Annotated in this window: 23 protein-coding genes; 13 read left to right on the top strand and 10 right to left on the bottom strand. The window is 71.5% G+C overall.

What is annotated here, in order from left to right:
* Positions 1-6: 6 nt before the first annotated feature.
* Positions 7-774 carry a class I SAM-dependent methyltransferase gene (locus GTY56_RS06650; protein ID WP_161363423.1) on the bottom strand — a complete coding sequence of 256 codons (768 nt, stop codon included), beginning with the start codon at positions 772-774 and terminating at the stop codon, positions 7-9.
* A gap of 269 nt (positions 775-1,043) precedes the next feature.
* Here GTY56_RS06650 and GTY56_RS06645 point away from each other — a divergent pair, with 269 nt between their 5' ends.
* A complete protein-coding gene (locus GTY56_RS06645) occupies positions 1,044-1,790 on the top strand; it encodes a dienelactone hydrolase family protein (RefSeq protein ID WP_161363575.1) in 747 nt (248 codons plus the stop codon).
* A 174-nt stretch (positions 1,791-1,964) separates the two neighbouring features.
* Positions 1,965-2,243, top strand: coding sequence for a nuclear transport factor 2 family protein (locus GTY56_RS41535; RefSeq protein ID WP_202509810.1), 279 nt, complete (start codon positions 1,965-1,967; stop codon positions 2,241-2,243).
* Between the two features lie 60 nt (positions 2,244-2,303).
* Here GTY56_RS41535 and GTY56_RS06635 read toward each other — a convergent pair whose 3' ends face one another.
* Positions 2,304-2,942 (bottom strand): maleylpyruvate isomerase family mycothiol-dependent enzyme, encoded by a 639-nt coding sequence (locus tag GTY56_RS06635; protein WP_161363573.1) that lies wholly within the window; start codon positions 2,940-2,942, stop codon positions 2,304-2,306.
* 97 nt (positions 2,943-3,039) lie between these two features.
* On the opposite strand from GTY56_RS06635, the gene GTY56_RS06630 reads away from it, so the two are divergent.
* Positions 3,040-3,504, top strand: a complete 465-nt coding sequence (locus GTY56_RS06630) for a MarR family winged helix-turn-helix transcriptional regulator (protein ID WP_161363421.1) — start codon at positions 3,040-3,042, stop codon at positions 3,502-3,504.
* Between the two features lie 31 nt (positions 3,505-3,535).
* Here the strand turns inward: GTY56_RS06630 and GTY56_RS06625 are convergent, their stop codons facing one another.
* Positions 3,536-4,027 (bottom strand): DUF488 domain-containing protein, encoded by a 492-nt coding sequence (locus tag GTY56_RS06625; protein WP_237524406.1) that lies wholly within the window; start codon positions 4,025-4,027, stop codon positions 3,536-3,538.
* Positions 4,028-4,091: 64 nt separating this feature from the next.
* Positions 4,092-4,487, bottom strand: coding sequence for a Rid family hydrolase (locus tag GTY56_RS06620; RefSeq protein WP_161363569.1), 396 nt, complete (start codon positions 4,485-4,487; stop codon positions 4,092-4,094).
* Positions 4,488-4,621: 134 nt separating this feature from the next.
* Between GTY56_RS06620 and GTY56_RS06615 the strand changes: the two genes are divergently transcribed.
* Positions 4,622-5,710 carry a helix-turn-helix transcriptional regulator gene (locus GTY56_RS06615; RefSeq protein WP_161363419.1) on the top strand — a complete coding sequence of 363 codons (1,089 nt, stop codon included), beginning with the start codon at positions 4,622-4,624 and terminating at the stop codon, positions 5,708-5,710.
* A 118-nt stretch (positions 5,711-5,828) separates the two neighbouring features.
* Here GTY56_RS06615 and GTY56_RS06610 read toward each other — a convergent pair whose 3' ends face one another.
* Entirely contained in the window at positions 5,829-6,137 is a 309-nt protein-coding gene (locus GTY56_RS06610; protein ID WP_161363417.1) for a hypothetical protein, read from the bottom strand.
* 356 nt (positions 6,138-6,493) lie between these two features.
* Between GTY56_RS06610 and GTY56_RS06605 the strand changes: the two genes are divergently transcribed.
* The 4 genes from GTY56_RS06605 (at position 6,494) to GTY56_RS06590 (ending at position 9,722) form a co-directional block, all read left to right on the top strand.
* Positions 6,494-7,627, top strand: a complete 1,134-nt coding sequence (locus GTY56_RS06605) for a serine hydrolase domain-containing protein (RefSeq protein ID WP_161363415.1) — start codon at positions 6,494-6,496, stop codon at positions 7,625-7,627.
* A gap of 191 nt (positions 7,628-7,818) precedes the next feature.
* Positions 7,819-8,154 (top strand): hypothetical protein, encoded by a 336-nt coding sequence (locus GTY56_RS06600; RefSeq protein WP_346345429.1) that lies wholly within the window; start codon positions 7,819-7,821, stop codon positions 8,152-8,154.
* Between the two features lie 138 nt (positions 8,155-8,292).
* Entirely contained in the window at positions 8,293-9,063 is a 771-nt protein-coding gene (locus GTY56_RS06595) for a restriction endonuclease (RefSeq protein ID WP_161363414.1), read from the top strand.
* 233 nt (positions 9,064-9,296) lie between these two features.
* The gene (locus tag GTY56_RS06590) at positions 9,297-9,722 is read left to right on the top strand and encodes a DUF6003 family protein (RefSeq protein WP_161363412.1); all 426 of its coding nucleotides are present in this window, start codon (positions 9,297-9,299) and stop codon (positions 9,720-9,722) included.
* Positions 9,723-10,160: 438 nt separating this feature from the next.
* On the opposite strand, the gene GTY56_RS06585 is transcribed toward GTY56_RS06590, so the two are convergent.
* Together GTY56_RS06585 and GTY56_RS06580 are read right to left on the bottom strand one after the other, a co-directional pair.
* Positions 10,161-11,366: a beta-1,3-glucanase family protein gene (locus GTY56_RS06585; RefSeq protein ID WP_161363410.1), complete on the bottom strand. Its 1,206-nt coding sequence runs from the start codon at positions 11,364-11,366 to the stop codon at positions 10,161-10,163.
* A 114-nt stretch (positions 11,367-11,480) separates the two neighbouring features.
* The gene (locus tag GTY56_RS06580; protein WP_161363408.1) at positions 11,481-12,104 is read right to left on the bottom strand and encodes a DUF998 domain-containing protein; all 624 of its coding nucleotides are present in this window, start codon (positions 12,102-12,104) and stop codon (positions 11,481-11,483) included.
* Between the two features lie 140 nt (positions 12,105-12,244).
* Between GTY56_RS06580 and GTY56_RS06575 the strand changes: the two genes are divergently transcribed.
* The 5 genes from GTY56_RS06575 (at position 12,245) to GTY56_RS06555 (ending at position 16,534) form a co-directional block, all read left to right on the top strand.
* Positions 12,245-13,243 (top strand): inorganic phosphate transporter, encoded by a 999-nt coding sequence (locus GTY56_RS06575; protein ID WP_161363406.1) that lies wholly within the window; start codon positions 12,245-12,247, stop codon positions 13,241-13,243.
* A 19-nt stretch (positions 13,244-13,262) separates the two neighbouring features.
* Positions 13,263-13,970, top strand: a complete 708-nt coding sequence (locus tag GTY56_RS06570) for a hypothetical protein (RefSeq protein WP_237524405.1) — start codon at positions 13,263-13,265, stop codon at positions 13,968-13,970.
* A 123-nt stretch (positions 13,971-14,093) separates the two neighbouring features.
* Positions 14,094-14,924 (top strand): PP2C family protein-serine/threonine phosphatase, encoded by an 831-nt coding sequence (locus tag GTY56_RS06565; protein ID WP_161363404.1) that lies wholly within the window; start codon positions 14,094-14,096, stop codon positions 14,922-14,924.
* Positions 14,925-14,984: 60 nt separating this feature from the next.
* Positions 14,985-15,980, top strand: a complete 996-nt coding sequence (locus tag GTY56_RS06560) for an MASE1 domain-containing protein (protein WP_161363402.1) — start codon at positions 14,985-14,987, stop codon at positions 15,978-15,980.
* A gap of 56 nt (positions 15,981-16,036) precedes the next feature.
* The gene (locus GTY56_RS06555) at positions 16,037-16,534 is read left to right on the top strand and encodes a molybdenum cofactor biosysynthesis protein (protein ID WP_161363400.1); all 498 of its coding nucleotides are present in this window, start codon (positions 16,037-16,039) and stop codon (positions 16,532-16,534) included.
* 15 nt (positions 16,535-16,549) lie between these two features.
* On the opposite strand, the gene GTY56_RS06550 is transcribed toward GTY56_RS06555, so the two are convergent.
* The 3 genes from GTY56_RS06550 to GTY56_RS06540 all read right to left on the bottom strand — a co-directional run bounded on the left by GTY56_RS06550 (position 16,550) and on the right by GTY56_RS06540 (position 19,627).
* The gene (locus GTY56_RS06550) at positions 16,550-17,209 is read right to left on the bottom strand and encodes a YceI family protein (protein ID WP_161363398.1); all 660 of its coding nucleotides are present in this window, start codon (positions 17,207-17,209) and stop codon (positions 16,550-16,552) included.
* Positions 17,210-17,399: 190 nt separating this feature from the next.
* A complete protein-coding gene (locus GTY56_RS06545; RefSeq protein ID WP_237524404.1) occupies positions 17,400-18,365 on the bottom strand; it encodes a transferase in 966 nt (321 codons plus the stop codon).
* On the bottom strand, positions 18,362-19,627 hold the full coding sequence (locus GTY56_RS06540) for a glycosyltransferase family 4 protein (RefSeq protein WP_161363396.1): 1,266 nt from the start codon (positions 19,625-19,627) through the stop codon (positions 18,362-18,364). Before GTY56_RS06540 ends, GTY56_RS06545 begins: the two co-directional genes overlap by 4 nt.
* Positions 19,628-19,706 lie beyond the last annotated feature (79 nt).

Here is a 19,706-nt window from a genome sequence, read left to right as displayed (position 1 = left end):
GTCACGTCAATGCCCGGGGCGCCGGCGCGCGAGATGGACGGTGATGTCGGAGGTCACCTCGACCGTCTCCGGGAGGACCTGCCGGAGCCTGCCGAACACCTGCTCCCGCACCGAGGCCGGCAGGACGAGATAGGCCGAGACGGTCGAGAGCTGCCCGACGTAGTCGCGGGCGGTCATCGTCATCTGCCTTTCGATCGTGGCCTGTTGGACGTCGGTGAACCACCCGGACCGTTGCAGCTCGCTCCCCGGCCACTGCATCTCATGATCGGGAGGCGTCCCGTCGGGGGACGGGATCTCGTCGCTCTCCAGGAACGGTGCCCTCGCCGCGTGGACGGCTTCCCGCACGGCCGGGTCGGCCGGCCGGAACGGCCCGCCGAACGAGGCGAACACGCCACCCGGCTCCAGGAGCGCGGCGATGCGTGACCACCGGCCCTCCGGGTTCGTCCAGTGCAGCGCCGCCGCCGCGTAGACCAGCCCGTAGCGCCGGCCCGGCCGCAGGTCCTCGAACGCGGTACGTACCGTCGTGACGTTCGCCGGCACGTGCTTGCGCAGCTCGGCGAGCATGGATGCGTCGGGCTCGGTCGCGGTGACCGCGATCCCCCGTCGGGCGAACAGCCGGGTTGCCTTACCCGTACCGGCACCGATCTCCAGGGCGATCCGAACCGGGCGGCCCGCGTACGCCGTCACCCTCTCGAACAGCTCCACGGGGTATCCGGGCCGGTACCGCTCGTACGCTTCCGCGACCCCTCCGAAGCTCAGCGCACGATCCGACATGCCGAGCATCCTGGCACACGACGGCTCAGGGGCCCCGGGTGTGGTGGCCCAGCACCCGACCGGGTGTCAGGTGCGACAGCAGTCGGCCGGCCCGCCGGCGCAGCCTTTGAGGCGTCCGGAGGGCGCCGTCGTCGGGCGGGTCGGCTGCGTCGGCTCTGATCACTGGACGACCTTGTCCGTTGTGTCGGTTCCACTGACGATGTACGTTCGCCGAGCCACGAACGTCAGTGTGACCAGAGCTGGTTGAGCGCTTTCACGACGGGATGATGTTGCCCACCAAGACACTGCTGATCCCCACCGAGGACGGCCGGGCCGACGCCTTTGCCGCCCATCCCGACGACGGCGAACGGCACCCCGGGGTGCTGATGTACCCGGACGGCTTCGGCATCCGGCCCGTGCTGCGGGAGATGGCCTGCGAACTCGCCGGGCACGGGTACCACGTGCTCGTTCCCAACGTCTTCTACCGGCACGGCCCGGCTCCGGTGATCGAACTTCCCGAGCACATCGGAGAAGAGGCCCGGCCCGCAATCTTCGCCCGGTTGATGCCCATGATCGAGGAGCACAGCACCGAACGCGTCCTGAGTGACGCCGACGCCTACCTCCGGTTCCTCACCACCCTGCCCGGGGTCGGGGCCGGGCCGGTCGCCGTGACCGGCTACTGCATCGGCGGCCTCCTGGCGATGCGCACCGCCGCGGCCCGTCCCGACCTGGTGGCCGCCGTCGCCGGGTTCCACGGCCCCGTGGCGGTCGACGGGCCCGGGGGTTTGCAGCGCCTCCTGTCCGGAATCACCGGCGAGGTGCTTCTCGGTCACGCCGAGAGCGACCTGACCCCCGAGGCGCTCGGCGAGCTCAACCGTGCGCTGGATGCCGCGGGGCTCTCGTACACCTCCGAGATCTATCCCGGCACGGTCCACGGCTTCACGATGTCCGACACCGACGCCTTCGACCCGACCGCGCTGCGACGCCACTGGGACCAGTTGCTCCCCCTCCTCGGACGCACCCTGGCCGTTCGCTGACACCCGCTCGACATCGCGGCCGGTGCACAGGCCCGGGCCCATCATGAAGGAATGACCGACCGTGACGACTTCCTGGCGTGGGTGAGGACCTCCCTCTACGAGGCGGAGCTCTCGCGCCGCACCGCGGAGACGCCTCTCCCCGCCGGGCGCTCTGGTCGCGCAACGAGCCCGTGAGTGCTCCTGGGCGCGTGGCGGAACGCCTACGGGCAACAGGAGCTGGACGGGCTCTTCACCGACTCGGGGAGGAGCTTCTCCGACTGCACCTCGTGCGTGTTCGAACTTCAGGCGTACGGCGTTTCGGGCGACATGGCCTACACGGCCGGCCTTGAGCACACCTCCGCCTCTGCGGACGGGGAGCCGCGTAGCTGCACACTGCGGGTCACTCAGGTGTATCGCCGCGAAGAGGGCGAGTGGAGGGTGGCCCACCGGCACGGCGACGCGGTGACCGGATAAGAGCTCCCGCCCCGACCGGTGGTCCGCGACCGGCGCCGCACCATTTCGCCGATCGACGCCTCACCGGGGAGCCGCGACCCCCGTCCACGGCTCCCCGGTGCGCTCGGCCCACTCCCGGGCCGCCTCCTGGCGGCCGGTGAGCAGCAGGAGCAGGGCCGTGATCGGACCGCGGACCTCCGGGCCGGCGCCGCGCGTGAACTCGATGTCGGTGGCGACGAGCCGGGCCTTCGGCAGGGGCCACGGGCGGGGCGGGATGCGCATGGTCCACACCCGGTCGGCGGCGTCACGGGCGGCGGCCGGGGGCATCCGGCGCGTCCGGCCGAGCGCGAGGGCGATGTCCTGCCCGTGGACGAGGAGGTCGAGGAGCGGCTCGCGGGGGGAGGTGGTGGGCGCCAGGCGGCGGGAGCCGACGGTCGAGCGGAGGTTGGCGGCGATCTCGGCGACAGGCAGCGCCCCTTCGCGGACCGCGGAGTCGTGGATCATCCGGTTCCAGTTCCCGCGGGCCCGGACCATCTCCCGCACGACCTGCCCGTGGGAGTAGCGCGCCGCGATGGTCAGGTGCGCGGCCACGTCCCGCACTCGCCAGTCCCCGCACCGCGTACGGGTGTCCCACTCCTCGGGGCTCAAGCCGTCCAGCAGATCGGCCAGGGTCGTCCGCTCCTGGTCGACGATCCGCCAGAGCTCGTCGGTGTCCAGCACTGCACTCACGACATCACCCACCCAAATGGTAAGCTTCTCTGACCAAAGTAGTCAGAGAAGCTGACTACTGTCAAGAGGGACGGGGTGTCCACCGGCCATGGGTGCGGGAAGCGAGCCGACGCCGGCGACGGAGAGCGACCTGAACACGGGAGTGCTCTTGTTCCTGCCGTACCGGGCCCTGGAGAACCGCGTCTTCGCCGCGCTCGCCGAGGCCGGTTTCGACGACTTCACGCCCGCCCAGGCCCGGGTCATGCAACGCATCGGCCCGCAGGGCACGCGCCTCACCGAGCTCGCCGAACAGGCCCAGATCACCAAGCAGACCGCGGGCTTCCTCGTCGACCAGCTGGAGAAGGCGGGCTATGTCACCCGGGTGCCCGACCCGACCGACAAGCGGGCCCGCCTCGTCCGCGGCGCGCAGAAGGCCTGGGCGGCCAAGGAGGTCGCCGACGCGGTGGTGGCCGAGGTGGAGAGGGAGTGGGAGGAACACCTGGGCAAGCGGCGGATGCAGCAGCTGCGGGAAGCGCTCACCCTGCTCAGGCAGATCACCGACCCGTGGGCCTGAGGCTGCGCCGCGCGGGCGTCCGGGCCCGCCCTCACCAAGGGCGCAGATGCTCGATCCTGACGTGGTGCCGCTCGGTCAGCCGTCTCGCGATCAACGAGCGGTGGCATGCCTGCGGGTCGCCTTCGACGCAGAGGAGCGCCGCGGTGCCGCTGTCCGGCAGCGCCGACACGATCGGTGTGAGGTCGGCACGGTCGAGGATCTCGGCGGTGTAGCGGCGGACGTACTCGGCGGCGAGTTCGCGGCGTGAGCGTTTGCCAACCCCCTGGCGGGCGTCCTCGGCGTACTGGAGGTGGCGCAGCTCGGTGGTGGGTGCGAGCTCGGGGTGATGCTCGTAGGCGATCCCGGCGTGGGCGAGGGCGGCTTGCAGCCGCAGTGAGTTCGCCCAGGCGTATGCGGGTCCGCGGACGCCACGGCGCTGACGTACGTCGAGCAGGAGGCGGACGTCCGCGCCCCGCAGTCGGCGCAGGAAGGAGTCGCGGTCGAAGCCGTAGACGCCGATCGTCACCATTGCGGGCATCGCCATCCCCCATCCGCCCGCCGCTCGTGCCGGTGCGGCCGGCACGAGCGGCACGAGTGGCGAGGTCGCGTCATGCGACGGCGGTTCCCTCGAGTTCCACCATCTGACCGGAGACGGCCAGCCGTGTCACCCCGAGCATCGTGGTGGCCGGTGCGACCCCGGCGGCGCCCAGCCGCGACGCCAGCACCCCGTAGTGCGGGAACAGCAGATCGACGTCGGTGGTGTAGACGTTGAGCCGGACGAGGTTCGCGAGGGACATGCCGGCCTCACCGAGCACGGCCTCCAGGTTGTCGAGGCTCAGCGCCAGCTGTGCGGCCATGTCACCGTCGTGCTGTGGCTTGCCGTCGCCGTCCATCGCGGTCTGTCCGGAGCAGTACAGGGTCCGGGTGTGCCCGGAGACGACCTCACCCTGGTTGAACCCCAGCTCGGCCGACCACGTCACCGGGTTGATCGCCGTTCGTTCCACTGCCACATCCGCTCCATTCGGGTCATGGGGAGTGCGCGTCTCCCGGCGCGGTTGCCACCGTCGTCGACGTCGCTGGTGAAGAGCCTTCCAACGAATCACGACACCCTCGGTCATGTATTCGTTAAGGTCCTCGTATGCGCGCCGATCGGCTGGTCTCGCTGGTGCTGCTGCTGCGTCAGCGCGGTCGGCTGACCGCGGACACGCTGGCCCGCGAGCTGGAGGTTTCCACCCGCACGGTGCTGCGTGACATCGAGGCGCTGTCGGCAGCCGGAGTCCCGGTCTACGCCGAACGCGGCCGGCACGGCGGGTTCGCGCTGCTGCCCGGTTTCCGGACCGAGCTCACCGGCCTGAACCACGACGAGGCCCTGGCGCTGCTGACCGCCGGATCGGGGCGCGGCGAGCAGGTGTTCGGACTCGGCCCGGCGCTCGCTTCGGCCATGCGCAAGGTGGTCGACGCGCTGCCCGAGAGCCATCAGGCCACCGCGGGGGACGCGGCCCGGCGCTTCCTCGTCGAGCCGGAGACCGATCTCCTCTCGCGCCGGGCGGTCACCGACGAGGTCTCCGACGCGACCATGTTCGAGATCCGGCGCGCGGTGCTCGCCGGACGCAAACTGCGCATCCACTACGCGGCCACGGGCCAGTCACCGCAGTGGCGCACGGTGGACCCCATCGGCCTGGTCACCGTGCGCGACCGCGGCTACCTCCTGGCCACGAGATCCGGCGCGGACCGCACCTACCGGCTGTCGCGGGTGCTCGCGGCCGAGGAGCTCCCCGAAGCCGCGCAACGACCGGACCGGGTCGACCTGGACCGGGTCTGGCGGGAACGCTGTGCCGAGTTCCTCTCCGCCGGCCACATCGCCGTGCTGGTGCGGGTGGACCCGAAGCGGCGGGAAGACCTGCTGAGCAGCGCGGTGGCCGTCCGCACCGCGGAAGTCGACGCCGACGGCCGGCTGCGGCTGGAGGTGACGTTCCAGGATCTACGACACGCCGAGTGGGCACTGTGGCAGCTCGGCACGGACGCGGAAGCCCTGACTCCGGAGGCGTTGCGCACCGCCCTGCGCGACCGCGCCGCCGCGATGGCCGCCCGGTACGCAGACACGCAGGAGACGGTCGCCCCTCCCCGTCCCGGCATGCCGTTGCACGCCGTCAGCGACAGGGCCACCCGGTCCGGCTCCACCGCTGCCCAGGCCGGCAACAACGCCAGGAGCACGAAGAACCACTGAGCGCCCACCCGCACGGGAGGCCCGAAGATGCGGCTACGACCCACGGCGCCCGCAGCGCTTCGCGCCGGCGCTGCGCGCCGCCAAGGACGCCTCACCTTTGATGCGTACCGGTCGGCCGCTATGCGAGCCAGAGGGAGCCACGCCGATGACGCGCCGGCATGATGTCGATCGTGTCCACGGCATCGAGCGCGAGCTCGTCGGCGGTTGCGTTCACCAGCCGCACGAGAGCAGTTGCCTGGGCTCGCAGCCGCTGCCGCGCCCGGCGTTCCTCCGTCGCGGACCACTCGGCCACGGAGCGGTCCCGCTGGTGCCGGGCGAACGAGTAGATCGCGACGGTGCGGCGCACCGCGCGGGGTTGGGGCCGCCTGGACTGTCGTGCGGCGTCGGCGAAGGTGCGCGCGCTGTATCTGAGGTCGTAGAGGACCACGGAGCGCCAGGGTTTCCCTGACGAGCAGGCCTGTGCACCCCGGGAGTGCACAGGGGGAAGGTGATGAGCGGTGCGTGTCACGGGACTCCGATCGCAGCCACCGCCAGGTAGGTCCTGGCGGGCTACCGGAAGCCCATCGGTCCTGTCGAACGCGCGTTTCCCATGGGCGGGACCCTATCTCGCTGCACTCGTACGTGCGGACCGGGAGACGCTCCGACGGGCAGTGGTGCCTCGTCAACCGACCGACATCGAAACAGCTTGGAACGGGCTCGCCCGGGAGCCGGGCAGGGGAATAGCGGCCCGGGCCGTCCCGTTGCCGAAGGCACAAGATCCACAGAGCTGTTGGGGAGGGGTCCATGGCAGTCCATGGCACAGTGGCCGCCGGTTTCGAGGGGGTGCGGGAGGAATTCGCCGCCTTCCTCACGGGCGAGGAACACGCGCCCGGCGCACAGCTGGTGGTACACCAGCGCGGAGAGCGGGTGGTGGACCTGTGGTCGGACGGGGTGACCGGGGAGACGCTGCTCGGGGTCTTCTCGTCCACCAAAGGCGCGGCGTACCTGGTGACCGCGCTCCTGGTCCAGGACGGCGTCCTCGACCTGGACCGCACCGTGGCCTCGTACTGGCCGGACTTCGCCGCCGAGGGCAAAGGCGGGATCACCCTGCGGGAGCTGCTGGCACACCGGGCCGGGGTGATCGGCCTGGATGCCGGGTTCACCCCGCAGGAGCTGGCCGACGACCGGGCGATCGCGGCCCTGCTGGCCGGGCAGCGCCCGTTCTGGCAGCCGGGTCAGTTCTTCGGCTACCACGGGTACACGATCGGTGCGCTGGTCGGCGAAGTGGTGTTCCGGGCCACCGGTCGCACCCTTCAGGAGTGGTACGAGGAGCGGATCCGCGCCCCCTACGGCCTGGACCTGTGGCTGGGCCTGCCGGAATCCGAGGAGCCCCGGTTCCTCAGCACACTGCCGATGCTGCCGACGCCCGAGCAGCAGGCCGAGATCGACGCCTCCCCGTACAGCCCGTACAGCCTGGGCGGCATCGCGTTCAACGAGCACGCGCCGGACAGCGTCGAGCTGGAGGACTTCGCGAACTCGCGCCTCGTCCGCGCGAAGGGCCAGGCGTCAGCGGGCGGTATCGGCTCCGCGCGCGGCTTGGCCGGCATGTATGCGGCGGCCGCGTTCGGCCTGAACGGGGACGGCCCGCTCCTGAAGCCGGACACCGCCGCGGAGTTCGCGCGGGTCCACTCCGAGGGCAATGACCTGGTGAGCGGCTCACAGAAGGCCTTCGGCCTGGGCTTCAACACCATCGGTTGCCACTTCGACTCCGTCGGCGCCGGCGCCTTCGGCCACAGCGGTGCCGCGGGTTCCCTCGCCTTCGCCGACCCCCGTCAGGGCTTCGCGTACGCGTACACCCGCCGCCGCTATGCCTATCCGGGCGGCGCTGCCGCTGAGAACGAGCGCCTGCTGTGGGCGGTGGTCCGGGCCCTGGGGTGACGCAGGAAGCCGTAGCCCGGGGTTCGGCACGGGGCCACGTTCGTCCGGCCCGGCGGTCGGGCGCGGTCGGCTGTGGCAGGATGCCGGCATGGTTCTGATCCGAAAGGGCGATGCCGCGTAGGCGCCCGACGGCCGTCCGCGCCGAGCGGTGGCGGCCCCCCAAGCACATGCCGGTTTGCCGGATTCCGACCGTGTCGGCCCGGACTCGGGCAGCTGTCCGCCGCGTTGAGGCCGAACGCCTGTGGCCCGACGCCGTCGCTGTAGCCCTCCGCCGCTTCGAGAGGGCCTTCAGCCAGCCGGGGCGTTACCTGGAAGGCCCTTACGAAAGTCCCGGCATCGAGATCGAGGACGGCAGAGACGACCTCGAAGAGGTCCTGCGGCACCTGCCCACCGGAGCCCGGGCGGATCTGGGCCGCCTGGTGGAGCGGATCGACGCGGAGTTCGAGCGCCGCACGCTTCCGAATCCGGGGCGGGTGAGCGAGTGGACCGCGGGGCGCTGGTGGTGGTGGCGCCTCCGGGAACGCTGATGCCGGGCGCCCCCCGGCAGGTGCCGCAGCCGGCGGCTGGAGCGGTGAAGCCGGTGATCTTGGGAAGACAGTGGGAGTGATCTTGCTGTTGATCCCAAGAGTCGGGCCCCATGAGCTGGGCCCGAGAGGGGGGATGTCGTGACCGTGCCTCCGCAGCGCACTCTGCGTGTCAAGCGCCGCCGGTATGGGTTCGATCTTCGGTCGACCACCTTGTTCTTCGTGTTTCTCGCGGTGGTCCTGATCGTCCTGGGTCTCGCCGCCCGCGTGGCGGCGGACACCGTCGAGCGGCGTCCGGCCTGGGTGTTCGTCCTGGTCGTGATGGGCGTCGCGGGCTGGCTGGGACTACGGCGCCGGATACGCGTGGCGGGAGTGGCACGCCGGGCCGCCGCGGCACTCGACGAAGCGGCCCGGGAGGCGGCCGAGGAGCTGGAGGCTCCACCGGTTCCCCGCCCGCGGGCGGCGGCCGCCGAGGTCGTCGTCGACTACGACGCCCTGACGCCGGAGGAGTTCGAAGAGGCGATCGCGGCGCTCTGCGCGCGGGAGGGCTGCTCGGGTGTCGAAGTCGTCGGAGGCGCCGGGGACCTGGGCGCCGACGTCGTGGCCGCGACGCCGGACGGGCGCCGGCTCGTCATCCAGTGCAAGCAGTACGGCGAGACCCACCGGGTCGGCTCGCAGGATCTGCAACGCTTCGGCGGCACCTGCTTCACCGTGCACGAGGCCGACGTCGCCGTGCTGGTCAGCACGAGCGACTTCACGGCGCCGGCGCTGGAGTACGCCGAGCAGTGCGGGATCGTGTGTGTGAACCGGGAGACACTGGATGCATGGACGGACGGCACCGGTCCCCGGCCCTGGGACGCGGCCCCGGGCGGCGGGACGGCCGGGTGGGAGACGGCCTCTGCCCAGTTCTGAGATGTGCGGCCCATGTGCCCGATGCCGACGCCGCGTCCACGGAGCAGGTGGTCCGCTCGCCCGGGCCGGCCCGGTGTGTGCCGACACCCACCTCACCGAGACCCGCCGCCGGGCCACCGCCCCCGCATGAGCCCCGTCATCCGGGTGGTGGTCCCTCGCAGGTGATCGGGCGGTATTCCGGGCGCGGCGGGGTAATGGGATGTCGATCAGCACCCTGGAGAGAAGGAGCCGAGATGACCGACGACGCCTACCTGTTCCTGCTTGACGACGCGTCCGCGCAGCTCGGCGTGGTTCCGGCGGCCGTCGGTGAACTCTCGTGCATGGAGACTCCCGCGGTGCGCGCCTGGCTGGACGCTCAGGGAAGCACGCCGACCTCGCCGCACCTGCGTCTGCTGCCGCCGGAGGAGAGGGCGGCCGTGCCCGAGGGAGCGGAGCGGCTGCCCGTCCCGCTGAGCGAGGAGGAGCTGAACCGCCTCCGCCACCAGCTGGCGCCGGAGCCGCTGGCCCGGGTCGAGGAGGAGCTGCTCGCCTACCGCGACTGCGCGGACGGGCGGGACGGCCTGATCGGACGAGCACTGGCAGCCGGTGTGGCGCCGCACCGCATCGTCGAACTGACCGGGGTGGATCCGGCCACGGTGACCGCCGCCGCGAGCAGCTGACGCCGCGGAGCGGGGCACCCCGTCGGACGAGAACCATCTGACGAGGCCGGTCGTCAGCGCGCGTGCCCGCCCCACCCCTGACCGCCGGGGCGGACTGGATCAGCGGCTGCGGGGTGAGGACCTTGTCGCGGGTGGAGCGGCCTGCGCACAGCTTCTTCTCGTCGGCCGTCATCTCGCGGGATCTGACCACGACCGCGCTGTGCTTGCCGTCCGTGCCGTTCGGGGCCGGGCCGGTGACCGTGTCCGGCACGAACCAGCAGGAGTGGCCCCCCTTGGGCTCGTGGTAGCGGGTCTGCCGCGTGCCGGACATCTGCTGCCGTCGTATGCCGCTTCTTCGGCCGGCCCGGCTGTTCCGGAGTCTCCTCCCCCACACCCAGGACACGGCAAAGCCGCCGCCACCGCGTCAAGTTCGCGGCGCCGACGGCAATGTCTCACCGTTCAGTTGAGAGGATCCAGCGTGAGGTAGGCCTGGCGCGGGTTGCCGTCGTGGACGAGCGATTCGTGGTGGCCCACGTCGTCGAACGCGAAGGCGTACGCCTTGCCGTCCGCCATCTGGGCGTGGATCTTGCGCGCGTAGTGATTCGTGACGTTGTCCTTGTAGAAGTCGGTGGCACTGACGTCGGGCTGGTTGGGGTTGACCAGCAGCGTGGAACGGTTGAAGCCGGCGCACAGGGTGCGCGATATCGGCCCGCGCACTTGGTCGTTCGGGGCGTCGAGCCTGCGGTGACAGCCGAAGACGGAAGAGGCGTCCGGCTTCTGGAAGCTGGTGACGACGGCACCGGCGCTGTCCGTGAAGTTCAGGACGCCGCCGGAGACCCGGCCGTAGTACCTCGTGCCGGGCCGGTCGGCGAAGGGGGTGACCGTCAAGGTGGAGCTGGAGTATTTCTGCCAGACACGATTGATGTAGTCGTCCATGACGGTGGCCGGCAGGGCGCCGGTCTCCAAGCCGTACAGCGGTGACAGCGCACGCAGTACGGTGCCGTCGGACCGGGTCTGGATCAGGTTGGCCCAGCCGCCGGGCTGTCCCCTGAGGGCGTTGAAGAAGCCGTTGTATCCGCCGGGCTTGAGCCGGCCGGTGCTCGCGGTGCTGCCGTCGGCTCGCTGCACTCCCACCGCGTAGGGGGCGGAGAACATGTCGACCTGTGTGCTGTTGATCCACAGGCCCGAGTCGTTGAGCGTGTACTCCGACCAGTTGAAGAGGATGTTCCGGTTGGGGTCCGACGGGTTCTGCACGGCCGGCTGGACCAGGCCTCCGGTGGTGAGCCTGAAGACCAGTTTCTGACCGTAGGAGAAGTACACGCGGCCGGAGAACTTCGGCATGCGGATCGTTGCCGACTGACCCGCGGCCGGGCCGGGGATCGAGGCGTCGGGGGCGGGGGTCGGAGGGTTGCCGCCGGCCGGCCACGGGTGGAAGGTGCCGGCCGCGTCGGCCCAGCCCTGCCGGCCGGTCGACAGTTCCGTGCCGAGGTTGTAGATGTACAGCTGCTCGCCTCGGGCCGAGTTGTTGGTGATCTTCAGGGGGATCGTCGCCGGGACGGCGGCATGGGCCGGGGTGCCCGTTCCGGTCGCCAGCAGTGAGCCGGCGAGGACCGTGGCGAGGGACAGCCCCGCGGCCGTGGCCCGGCGCCTGAGAGTTCGCAACACGCACTGCCTCCGTTCGAAAGTTGACCGATTCGAAACTGTGAGAGCGCTCTCAGATTCACCTCTTGGTCCGGACCTGTCAATGCTTCGAACCTGTCGACGGCTCGGACGGTCCGGTCAGCGCGGGCACCCGGGCGGCCTCGGCTCCCCCGGGGCGCCGCGCAGGGATCCGCGCAGGCAGGAGAGGACGACCACGAAGGGCCAGACCGACTGGAGGGTCGTCACCGCCCGCTCGGCCACACCGGCCACGCCGTGGAGGTGCAGCTCGATCAGGAACCAGGCCGCGCCGGCCGCCATGACGGCGGTCGCCCCCAGAGAGGGGGAGGGCCGCAGGGCCCACGGCACGGCGGTACCGGACCGGGCCGCCAGGACGGGCCAGGCCGCCAGGAGGGTGAAGCCGACGGCGGCCACGGAACCATGGCTCAGGGACCCGCCGCTGCTCGGCGCCGGGAACATGGCCACCGCCAGCGCGGACACCCCTCCGCCCGCCAGGGCCGCCCGCCCCGCGGTCGCGGCCGGGCGCAGGCCCCAGGCCGTCAGCAGGTGGCAGAACCCCAGTGCGATGAACGCCGCCGTCATCACCCAGGACCCCGAGTTCCCGGGCGCGGCCAGGACGCTGATGGTCTGGGCGGCGGGGTCGTAGGGGGGACCCTGCAGCGACGCCGCCACCACCCAGCCCACGATCAGGCAGAGCGGCGCACACCCCGACGACACCAGAGCCCACGGAGGAACAGATCGCATCACGACACCGTAAAGCGGGTTATTCGTGTCCCCGGGTTCCGTCGAGCGGCTCGCCCCGCGTGGCGTAGTCTCACAGCCCCTCACCGCCCGGGGGGCGCACGATGGAAGCGTGCGGCCGGGCGTCGGGAGGTGATCGGACAATGGAGCTGACCCTCGTGGTGCTGATCATCATCGTGGGACTGACGTTCGACTTCACCAACGGTTTCCACGACGCCGCGAACGCGATCGCCACCTCCATCTCCACCCGGGCCCTGACGCCGCGTGTGGCCCTCGCCATGGCCGCGGTCATGAACTTCTTCGGTGCCTTCCTCGGCACCGAGGTCGCCCAGACCGTCGGCAGCGGCATCATCGGGGCGCCCGAGGCGACTTCCGGACTGCTGCTCGTCCTGTGCGCGCTCCTCGGCGCCATCGGGTGGAACGTCTTCACCTGGTGGCGGGGGCTGCCCACCTCGTCCTCGCACGCCCTGATCGGCGGGCTGGTCGGGGCCGCGCTCGCCGCGTCGGCCACGGTGCACTGGTCGGGCATCCTGGACAAGGTCATCCTGCCGATGCTGCTGTCCCCGCTGGTCGGCGTGGCGCTCGGGTACCTGCTGCACACCGGCATCCTGTGGGTGTTCCGCCGTTCGACACCCCGGCGCACCATGGGGCGGTTCCGCATGGCGCAGACCGTTTCGGCCGCCGCCATGGGGCTGGGGCACGGTCTGCAGGACGCCCAGAAGACCATGGGGGTCATCGTGCTGGCGCTGGTCACGGCCGGCTGGCAGGACGACTTCTCGGTGCCGGTATGGGTGATCGCGGCCGTGGCGGCCGCCATGGCCGCCGGAACGTACACCGGCGGGCGTCGCATCATCACCACCCTGGGGCGGCGCATCGTCCACCTCGATCCGCCGCGTGGTTTCGCCGCCGAGACCGCTGCCGCGGCCGTCCTCTACACCACCGCGTTCCTGGTGAAGGCGCCGATCTCCACCACGCAGACCATCACCGCCGCCATCCTGGGTTCCGGTGCCACCCGGCGCTTCTCCGCCGTACGCTGGCAGGTGGCCCGTTCGATCGGCACCGCCTGGCTCCTCACGTTTCCCGGCGCGGGGATCCCGGCCGCGGTGCTCTACCTCTTCCTGCACGCCGCCACCCCGGTGTGAGCACAGCCGGAGGCCGCCCATGATCACCCTTCCCGGCCGCCGGGCGTCCGTCGAGCCGCCTGCCGGGGCCCCGTCCGGCCTTCCGGCGCCAGGGCGTTTCGCCCATCTGCACCCGGACGACGGTGCCTGTCTGATGGAGGCCGCCGCGCTGCTGGGCACCGGCCGCTTCACCGACAGCCCGGCCGGCACGCATCCGGCGCTCGCGGCCCTGGCCCGGGTGGTCAACGACAACGTCGGCGACGACGCCCGGCACGCGCTGTGGCCGCTGGCAGCCGACCTCGCCGACGCCCGCCCCGCGGGCCGTGCCTACCCGCCGCTGCTCGTCGGTACGGTCGTGGACGCGGCACGCCGGGTGTGTCCCGCGTCGCGGCGTCTGGCGCGGAACGGGCGTGCGTGCCGGCAGAGGACGGCGCGCCTCGCCGACGCACCCGCCGGTGGCCCGGCGGCCCGGGTCGCCGATCTGCTGTGGTGGCACGGTCCGGGTCGTCGCCGCCTGGAGCAGGCGCTCCGGGTGCTGTGCGCCGCACCGGAGGCCGACCGGCTGTTGTCCCGGCTGCTGCGGCAGGCCGTGACCCGGGCACGGGAGGACGCGGGTGTATCAGCAGCACGGCTGGGAGCCGGTGGGATGGGAGAAGGCCGGGGCCTGGTCGCTGCTCGTCAGCGCGACGTTCGTGCCGGCGGCGGTGGGCGGCGGACGGACAGCGAGGCGGACCGGGCAGCTCCGTAGAGGCTTCCGGAGAGCGTGGAGTCGTCGCGAGAGTGTTCGCCTGCGTATCATCCTATGGACATATTTCGGGTGATTTGCCTTTCGGGTCGTCACCTACCGTGGCCATCCTCGCCGGAGTGATCAATGTCCCGCACCGGCACGACGGACGACGGCGACGAGCTGCTGACCAGGCTCGGGGCCCTGACGGCTCAGGCACGCGCGCAGGCCGAGATGCAGCGGTCCCGGGTCGAGCTGGCGATCGCGCTCCAGCGCGGCATGCTGCCGCGGGACCTGCCCGTCGCCCGCCGGCTGCATCTGGCCGTGCGCTACACACCCGCGTGCCAGGGCCTGAACGTGGGCGGCGACTGGTACGACGCGTTCACCCTGGGCGACGGCCGGATCGGCCTGGCCATCGGTGACGTCCAAGGCCACAACATCGAGGCCGCGGCCTTCATGGGACAGGTGCGGGCCGGGCTGCGGGCGCTGGCCTCCGTCACCGGTGAACCGGGCGAAGTGCTGGCCAGGACCAACGATCTGCTCCTGTCCCTGGGCTCCGACCTGTTCGCCACCTGCACGTTCATGCGGCTCGACCCGTGTGCCGGGGTGCTGGAGAGCGCGCGGGCCGGCCATTTGCCCTGCATCTGGGCCACGGCCGACGGGAAGTCCGGCGTCACCGCGGACGAGGGCGGGCCACCCCTCGGGGTGCAGGCGGGGATGGCGTACCCCGTGACGCGGTACGAGCTCACCACGGGCGGCGTGTTCGTCCTGCTCACGGACGGTGTCGTGGAGGGCCCGTCGATGCGGCTGGAGGAGGGCCTGGACCAGGTGACGCGGCTCGCGGGCATCGCGGCGGTGGCGGGCATGGACGTGGACGCGCTGGCGGCCGCCGTGATCAAGGGGGCCGAGCGTGTGGGGCACGACGACGACGCCGCCGTCCTGGTGGTCGGCCTCGACGGTCCGGACGCTCAGCCATAGGGCCGCACGACACCGGCTCCCACCTCGCTGAGGCGGCGGCCCCGGTGTCTGATGGCTGCTGTGGTGGGTAGCAAGGATCTGCGTACGCCGGTCGTCGTCATTCTGCTGACGCCGGCCGTCGCCGCCTGCTACTACCTGTCGGCGCAGCTGGGGCTGTTGCGTGAACTGGTCGTCGAAGGCGCGGTCGTCACCCCGATCTGGCCGCCCACCGGCGTCTCGGTGGCCTGCCTGCTCCTCCTCGGGCTGCGCTGCTGGCCCGGTATCGCCCTGGGCGCCTTCTTCGTCATCCTCTCCCTCACCTCCCTGACGCCGTCCGCTCTCTGCGTCCTGGCGGGCAACACGGCCGCCCCCGTCGTCGGTTACCTGCTGCTGCGACGGGCCGGCTTCCGCACCGATCTCGCCCGGCTGCGGGACGGTCTGGCCCTGGTCTTCCTGGGCGCGTTCACCGCGATGCTGATCGGCGCGACCACCGGTGCCGGCACCCTGCTCGCCACGGACAAGATCGAACAGTCCGGCTTCTGGGCGGTGTGGCTGGCGTGGTGGGTCGGTGACGCGATGGGCGTGCTCATCGTCACGCCGGTACTGCTCCTGCTGTCCCGGGTGCGCCTGCCCCTGCCCGTGTCGCGCTGGAAGGAGGCCTTGGGCCTCGCGGTCATCGCCTGTTGCCTCGTGCCCGTGGCCGCGCACAGCTCCGTCAGTCTGCTGTTCCTCGTCTATCCCCTGCTGATCTGGGCGGCTTTGCGGTTCCAGCTGGCCGGCAGCCTGCTGTGCGCCCTGTTCGCCTCGGTCATGACCACGGTGGCCGCGACCGACCGGGTCGGGCCGTTCGAACGGCTCAGCCGGATCGAGGTGATGATGAAGCTGCAGGCCTTCAACGGGGCGATGGCACTCACCGCCCTGATCCTGTCCGCAGTGATCACCGAGCAGATCTACACCCGGCGTTCCGTGGAGCGCGCCTGTCAGGAACTGGTGGAGGTGTTGGAGCACCTCACCGCGGGCGAGGCGGCCGACGGCCGGGCTCCGCTGGAGGACCGCGGGCCCGGGCGGCGGGAGTGACCGGCTGAGGCTCCGGGCCCCTCGGCTGTGGGTCACCTAAACATAGGGTGGGCGTCATGACCGAGGTGGAGGTTGTGCAGCTCCTGGTGTCGCCGGCGCACCGGATGTCCGGACGGCCGTCCGACGGGGTGTCCCCCGGTCCGTCCGACGAGCGGGTGACCCGGGTGGAGGTGCGCAGCGGGCTGGGACTGGTCGGCGACCGCTACTACGCCCGGCCCGCCCACCGCAACGCGGCGGTGACGATCATGGCGGCAGAGAACCTCCCGGCCGACGCCGATCTGCGGCACGCACGCCGGAACATCCTGCTCAGGGGCGCCGACATCGATGCGTACGTCGGTGCCACGATCTCGCTCGACTGCGGCACCGGGCCGGTGCTGTTCGCCGTGAAGCGCCCCGCCCGGCCCTGCGCGTGGATGGACGTGACCATCGGCCCCGGGGCGCAGCGTTCCCTGCGCGGCCGGGGCGGCGTACGGTGCAGCCCCTTGAGCGACGGGGTGCTCACGCTCGGCCCGGCCACGTTCCGGGTCGTGGCCGGTGCCGGCGCCCCGGCGTGACGCGCCCCGGCGCGGTCAGCCGCCCGAGGGTGAGGTACGGATGGCGGCGATGTCGAGTTGCAGGCGCACCTTCTCGCTCACCATCGCGCCGCCCTCGGCCAGCCTGCTGTTGTACGTCAGGCCCCAGTCCGACCGGTTGATGGTGGTGGTGCCGTCGAAACCGACCCGGTCATAGCCGAAGGGGTCGGTGACATTCCCGATATACGTCATGTCGAGTACGACGGGCCGGGAGACCCCCTTGATGGTCAGTTCTCCCGACATGCTGAACAGGTCGGCGCCCGTCTGCTGCACCCCCGTGCTGGTGAAGCGCATCCGCGGATAGGTCGCAGCGTCGAGGAAGTCACGGCCGACCAAGTGAGCGTCGCGTTGTTCCACGCCGGTATCCACACTGGCGGTGAACAGAGTGATGTCGGCCCGTGACCGTGTGGGGTCGTACGCGTCGAAGTACAGCCGGCTTTCGTACTCCAGGAAACAACCGCGCACGGTGGTCACCATGGCGTGCCGGACGGAGAAGCCGATCCTGCTGTGCGCGGGGTCGACGACCCATTCACCGGACAGATCGGCCAGGTCGGGGTCCGGCAGCACGGCAGTGGAGGATGCCGGTGCGCCGACGGAGCGCTGTGGGGGGAGCTGTGCCTGCCGGCGGGACGGCACAACGCGGTTGAACAGGTTCATGATTCATCTAGGTACTTGAGTTTGGTTATAGCCGCAAGTCCCCTCCCGATTTGCGGCTGTTGAGAACAAGCCCCTGGCCCCTTTTGCCGCCGCTTTGCACAACATCCACACATCGCTGTCGCGGCGCATCACCGAAACGACCATCCGAAACTCCAGGGATTTTCATTTCGGGCATTTCGGCGAATCGGTCTTACGTCACCTCTATCGCGAGGTCGTTGTCCACGGTGTAGTAAGGGCGGAGAGCGGCGCCGTCCGTCCCGACCGCCGGGTAGACGTACACGTGCTTGCGGTCGGCCACGTCGTCGAGCAGCCGGCCGACCCTGATCGGCGGTGCTCCGTCCGTGGGGCGGACGAAGACGTCCCAGACGCGGGCCGCTCCCCCACCGCCGTCCGCCAGGTCCCCGGGAGCGACGGTGAACGAGAAGCCCTTGGCGTCGTCGGTCCGGGGGCGGACGATCCGGACGGTGTCGGTGCCGCGCAGGCGCAGACGCACGGTGGCGTCCGCGTGGAGGTCTGCGCCGTGCAGGCGGGCCGTGACCGTCATGGCCCGGTCCGTGACGTCGACGGTGCGGGCCTCCGCGTGGGCGGTGCGCCGCCACGCCCTGAGGGCGAGGAAGCCGTCCTTGGTGACGTACGGAATCCTGACCGCCACCGGTGCGGGGCGGTCGCGCAGATGACCGTCGACGAGGCTGCGCAGATCCCGAAGGCCCGGGCGCAGCCGCCGGCGCTCGGCACCGGGTTCGGGCAGCAGGTACACGTCCCAGCGGCCCTCGTCGAGGACGGGATGCGGTTCCAGCACGGCCTGCCGGTGGCCGTCGGACCGGCCGGACTCCAGGTCGAGGAGGTGACGGGCCGTCTCCGAGCACCCCTTCTTGGGCCGCAGCCGCAGGAGGAGCCGGGGGTGCGCAGCGGGGACCGGCGGCAGACGGAAGGTGATCCGGCCGTCGCTGTCGATCACGCAGTCGGCGCGCAGGGGGGAACCGTGCCGGGGGCTCGTCGTCGTGGTCTGCGGGGCGCTCGGCACCGCATCCCGATGCGGCGCACCCGGCGTCACCCCTTCGTGCGGCGCGGCCGGCGTACCCGGCGGCCCCTGCGGCACACCTGGCGTCACGCCCTCGCGCGGCTCCCCCGACGTCCTGTCTTCCGGTGTGCTCATCGGCGTCCCTTCCGTATCGAGCGCAGTACGCCGGAGGCAGCGGCGTGGGCGGCGTCGCGGGCGGCATGGCCGCGGCCGGTCAGGGCGCTCTGGGTGCGGTGGTGCTGCGGGGTGGCCGTCCGGCCGGTGCTCCGGGCCGCGGCGGCGGCCTCCAGGAGGCGTTCGGCCTGGGCGACGACGGGGCCGGGGGCGAAGCGGCGCGCGTTGTCCAGGGCGGCCCGGCTCATACGTCGCCGGCGCTCGTCGTCGCCGACGAGATCCAGCAGGGCCGCGGCGAACGCGTCACGGTCCCCGACCGGTACCAGCCGGCCGTCGGTGCCGTCCGCGATGATCTCGCCGGGACCGTAGGGGCAGTCGGTGCTGACGACGGGCAGTCCGCAGCGCATCGCCTCGACGATGGTCATGCCGAACGGCTCGAAGTTGGACGCGGCCGCGCCGATCGAGCCCTTGGCCCACTCGGCCTCCATGGGGGTGGCGGCGCCCATCAGGAACACGTTGTTCCACATTCCGAGCCGCTCGATGAGCTCCCGCAGCCTGGGCTGCTCCTCGCCCTTGCCGTAGATGCGCAGCTGCCAGTCCGGGTGCACGGCGGCGACCCGGGCGAACGCCTCGATGAGGAGGTCGTAGCGCTTGACCGGGACCAGGCGGCCCGCGGCGATCACCACCTTGGCAGTGCTGTCGGCGGGAGGCAGGGCGGGGTCGGGGACGCTGTTCGGCAGAGCCTCCACATGGACGCCGGGCAGCCACATCTTGCGCCGGTAGGCGGCGGCATCCGCTTCCGTGACGGTGGTGATCACATCGAGGCGGCGGTAGGCGCGGCGCAGGGCGGTGCGCAGCCGCGGCGAGTGGTTGTCGAGCGTGAGGTGCTCCTGGCCGACGCGCAGGACGCGGTGCGGGGCCTGGCGGGCGATGTGCACGTTGAGGCCCGGGCGGGTGCCGATGACGACGTCGGCGTCGAGCGCCGCGAGACACTCACCGATGCGCTGGTCGGTCAGCTCGCTGTACTGCCGGTGGCGGTATTCAGCGGCCGGGAACACCTTCGCCGGTCTCTGGTGCAGCGGATGGTCCGCCTCTTTGCGCAGGTCCACCAGCGCCCGCAGCCGCACCCGCGGATCGGGCACGAGGTTGGGGTGCTCCCGGTGGCGCAACGCGGAGACGATCTCCACGTCGTGCCGTTCGGCCAGGGCCCCTGCCAGGTTGAACGTGGTGGTGATCGTGCCTCCGATCCCGTAGGCGTTGTGAATCAGGAAAGAGATCTTCATGGTGGCCTAGACCGTGTCAACGACCCGAGCGTTGTTCGTCGTTACCACTCTGTTCCCGTGCCCACGGCGGGGCCGGCCC

The sequence above is a fragment of the Streptomyces sp. SID5643 genome, from assembly GCF_009872555.1.
In the GTDB taxonomy this organism is placed as follows: domain Bacteria; phylum Actinomycetota; class Actinomycetes; order Streptomycetales; family Streptomycetaceae; genus Streptomyces; species Streptomyces iakyrus.
This window is presented reverse-complemented; position numbering and strand designations above follow the sequence as displayed.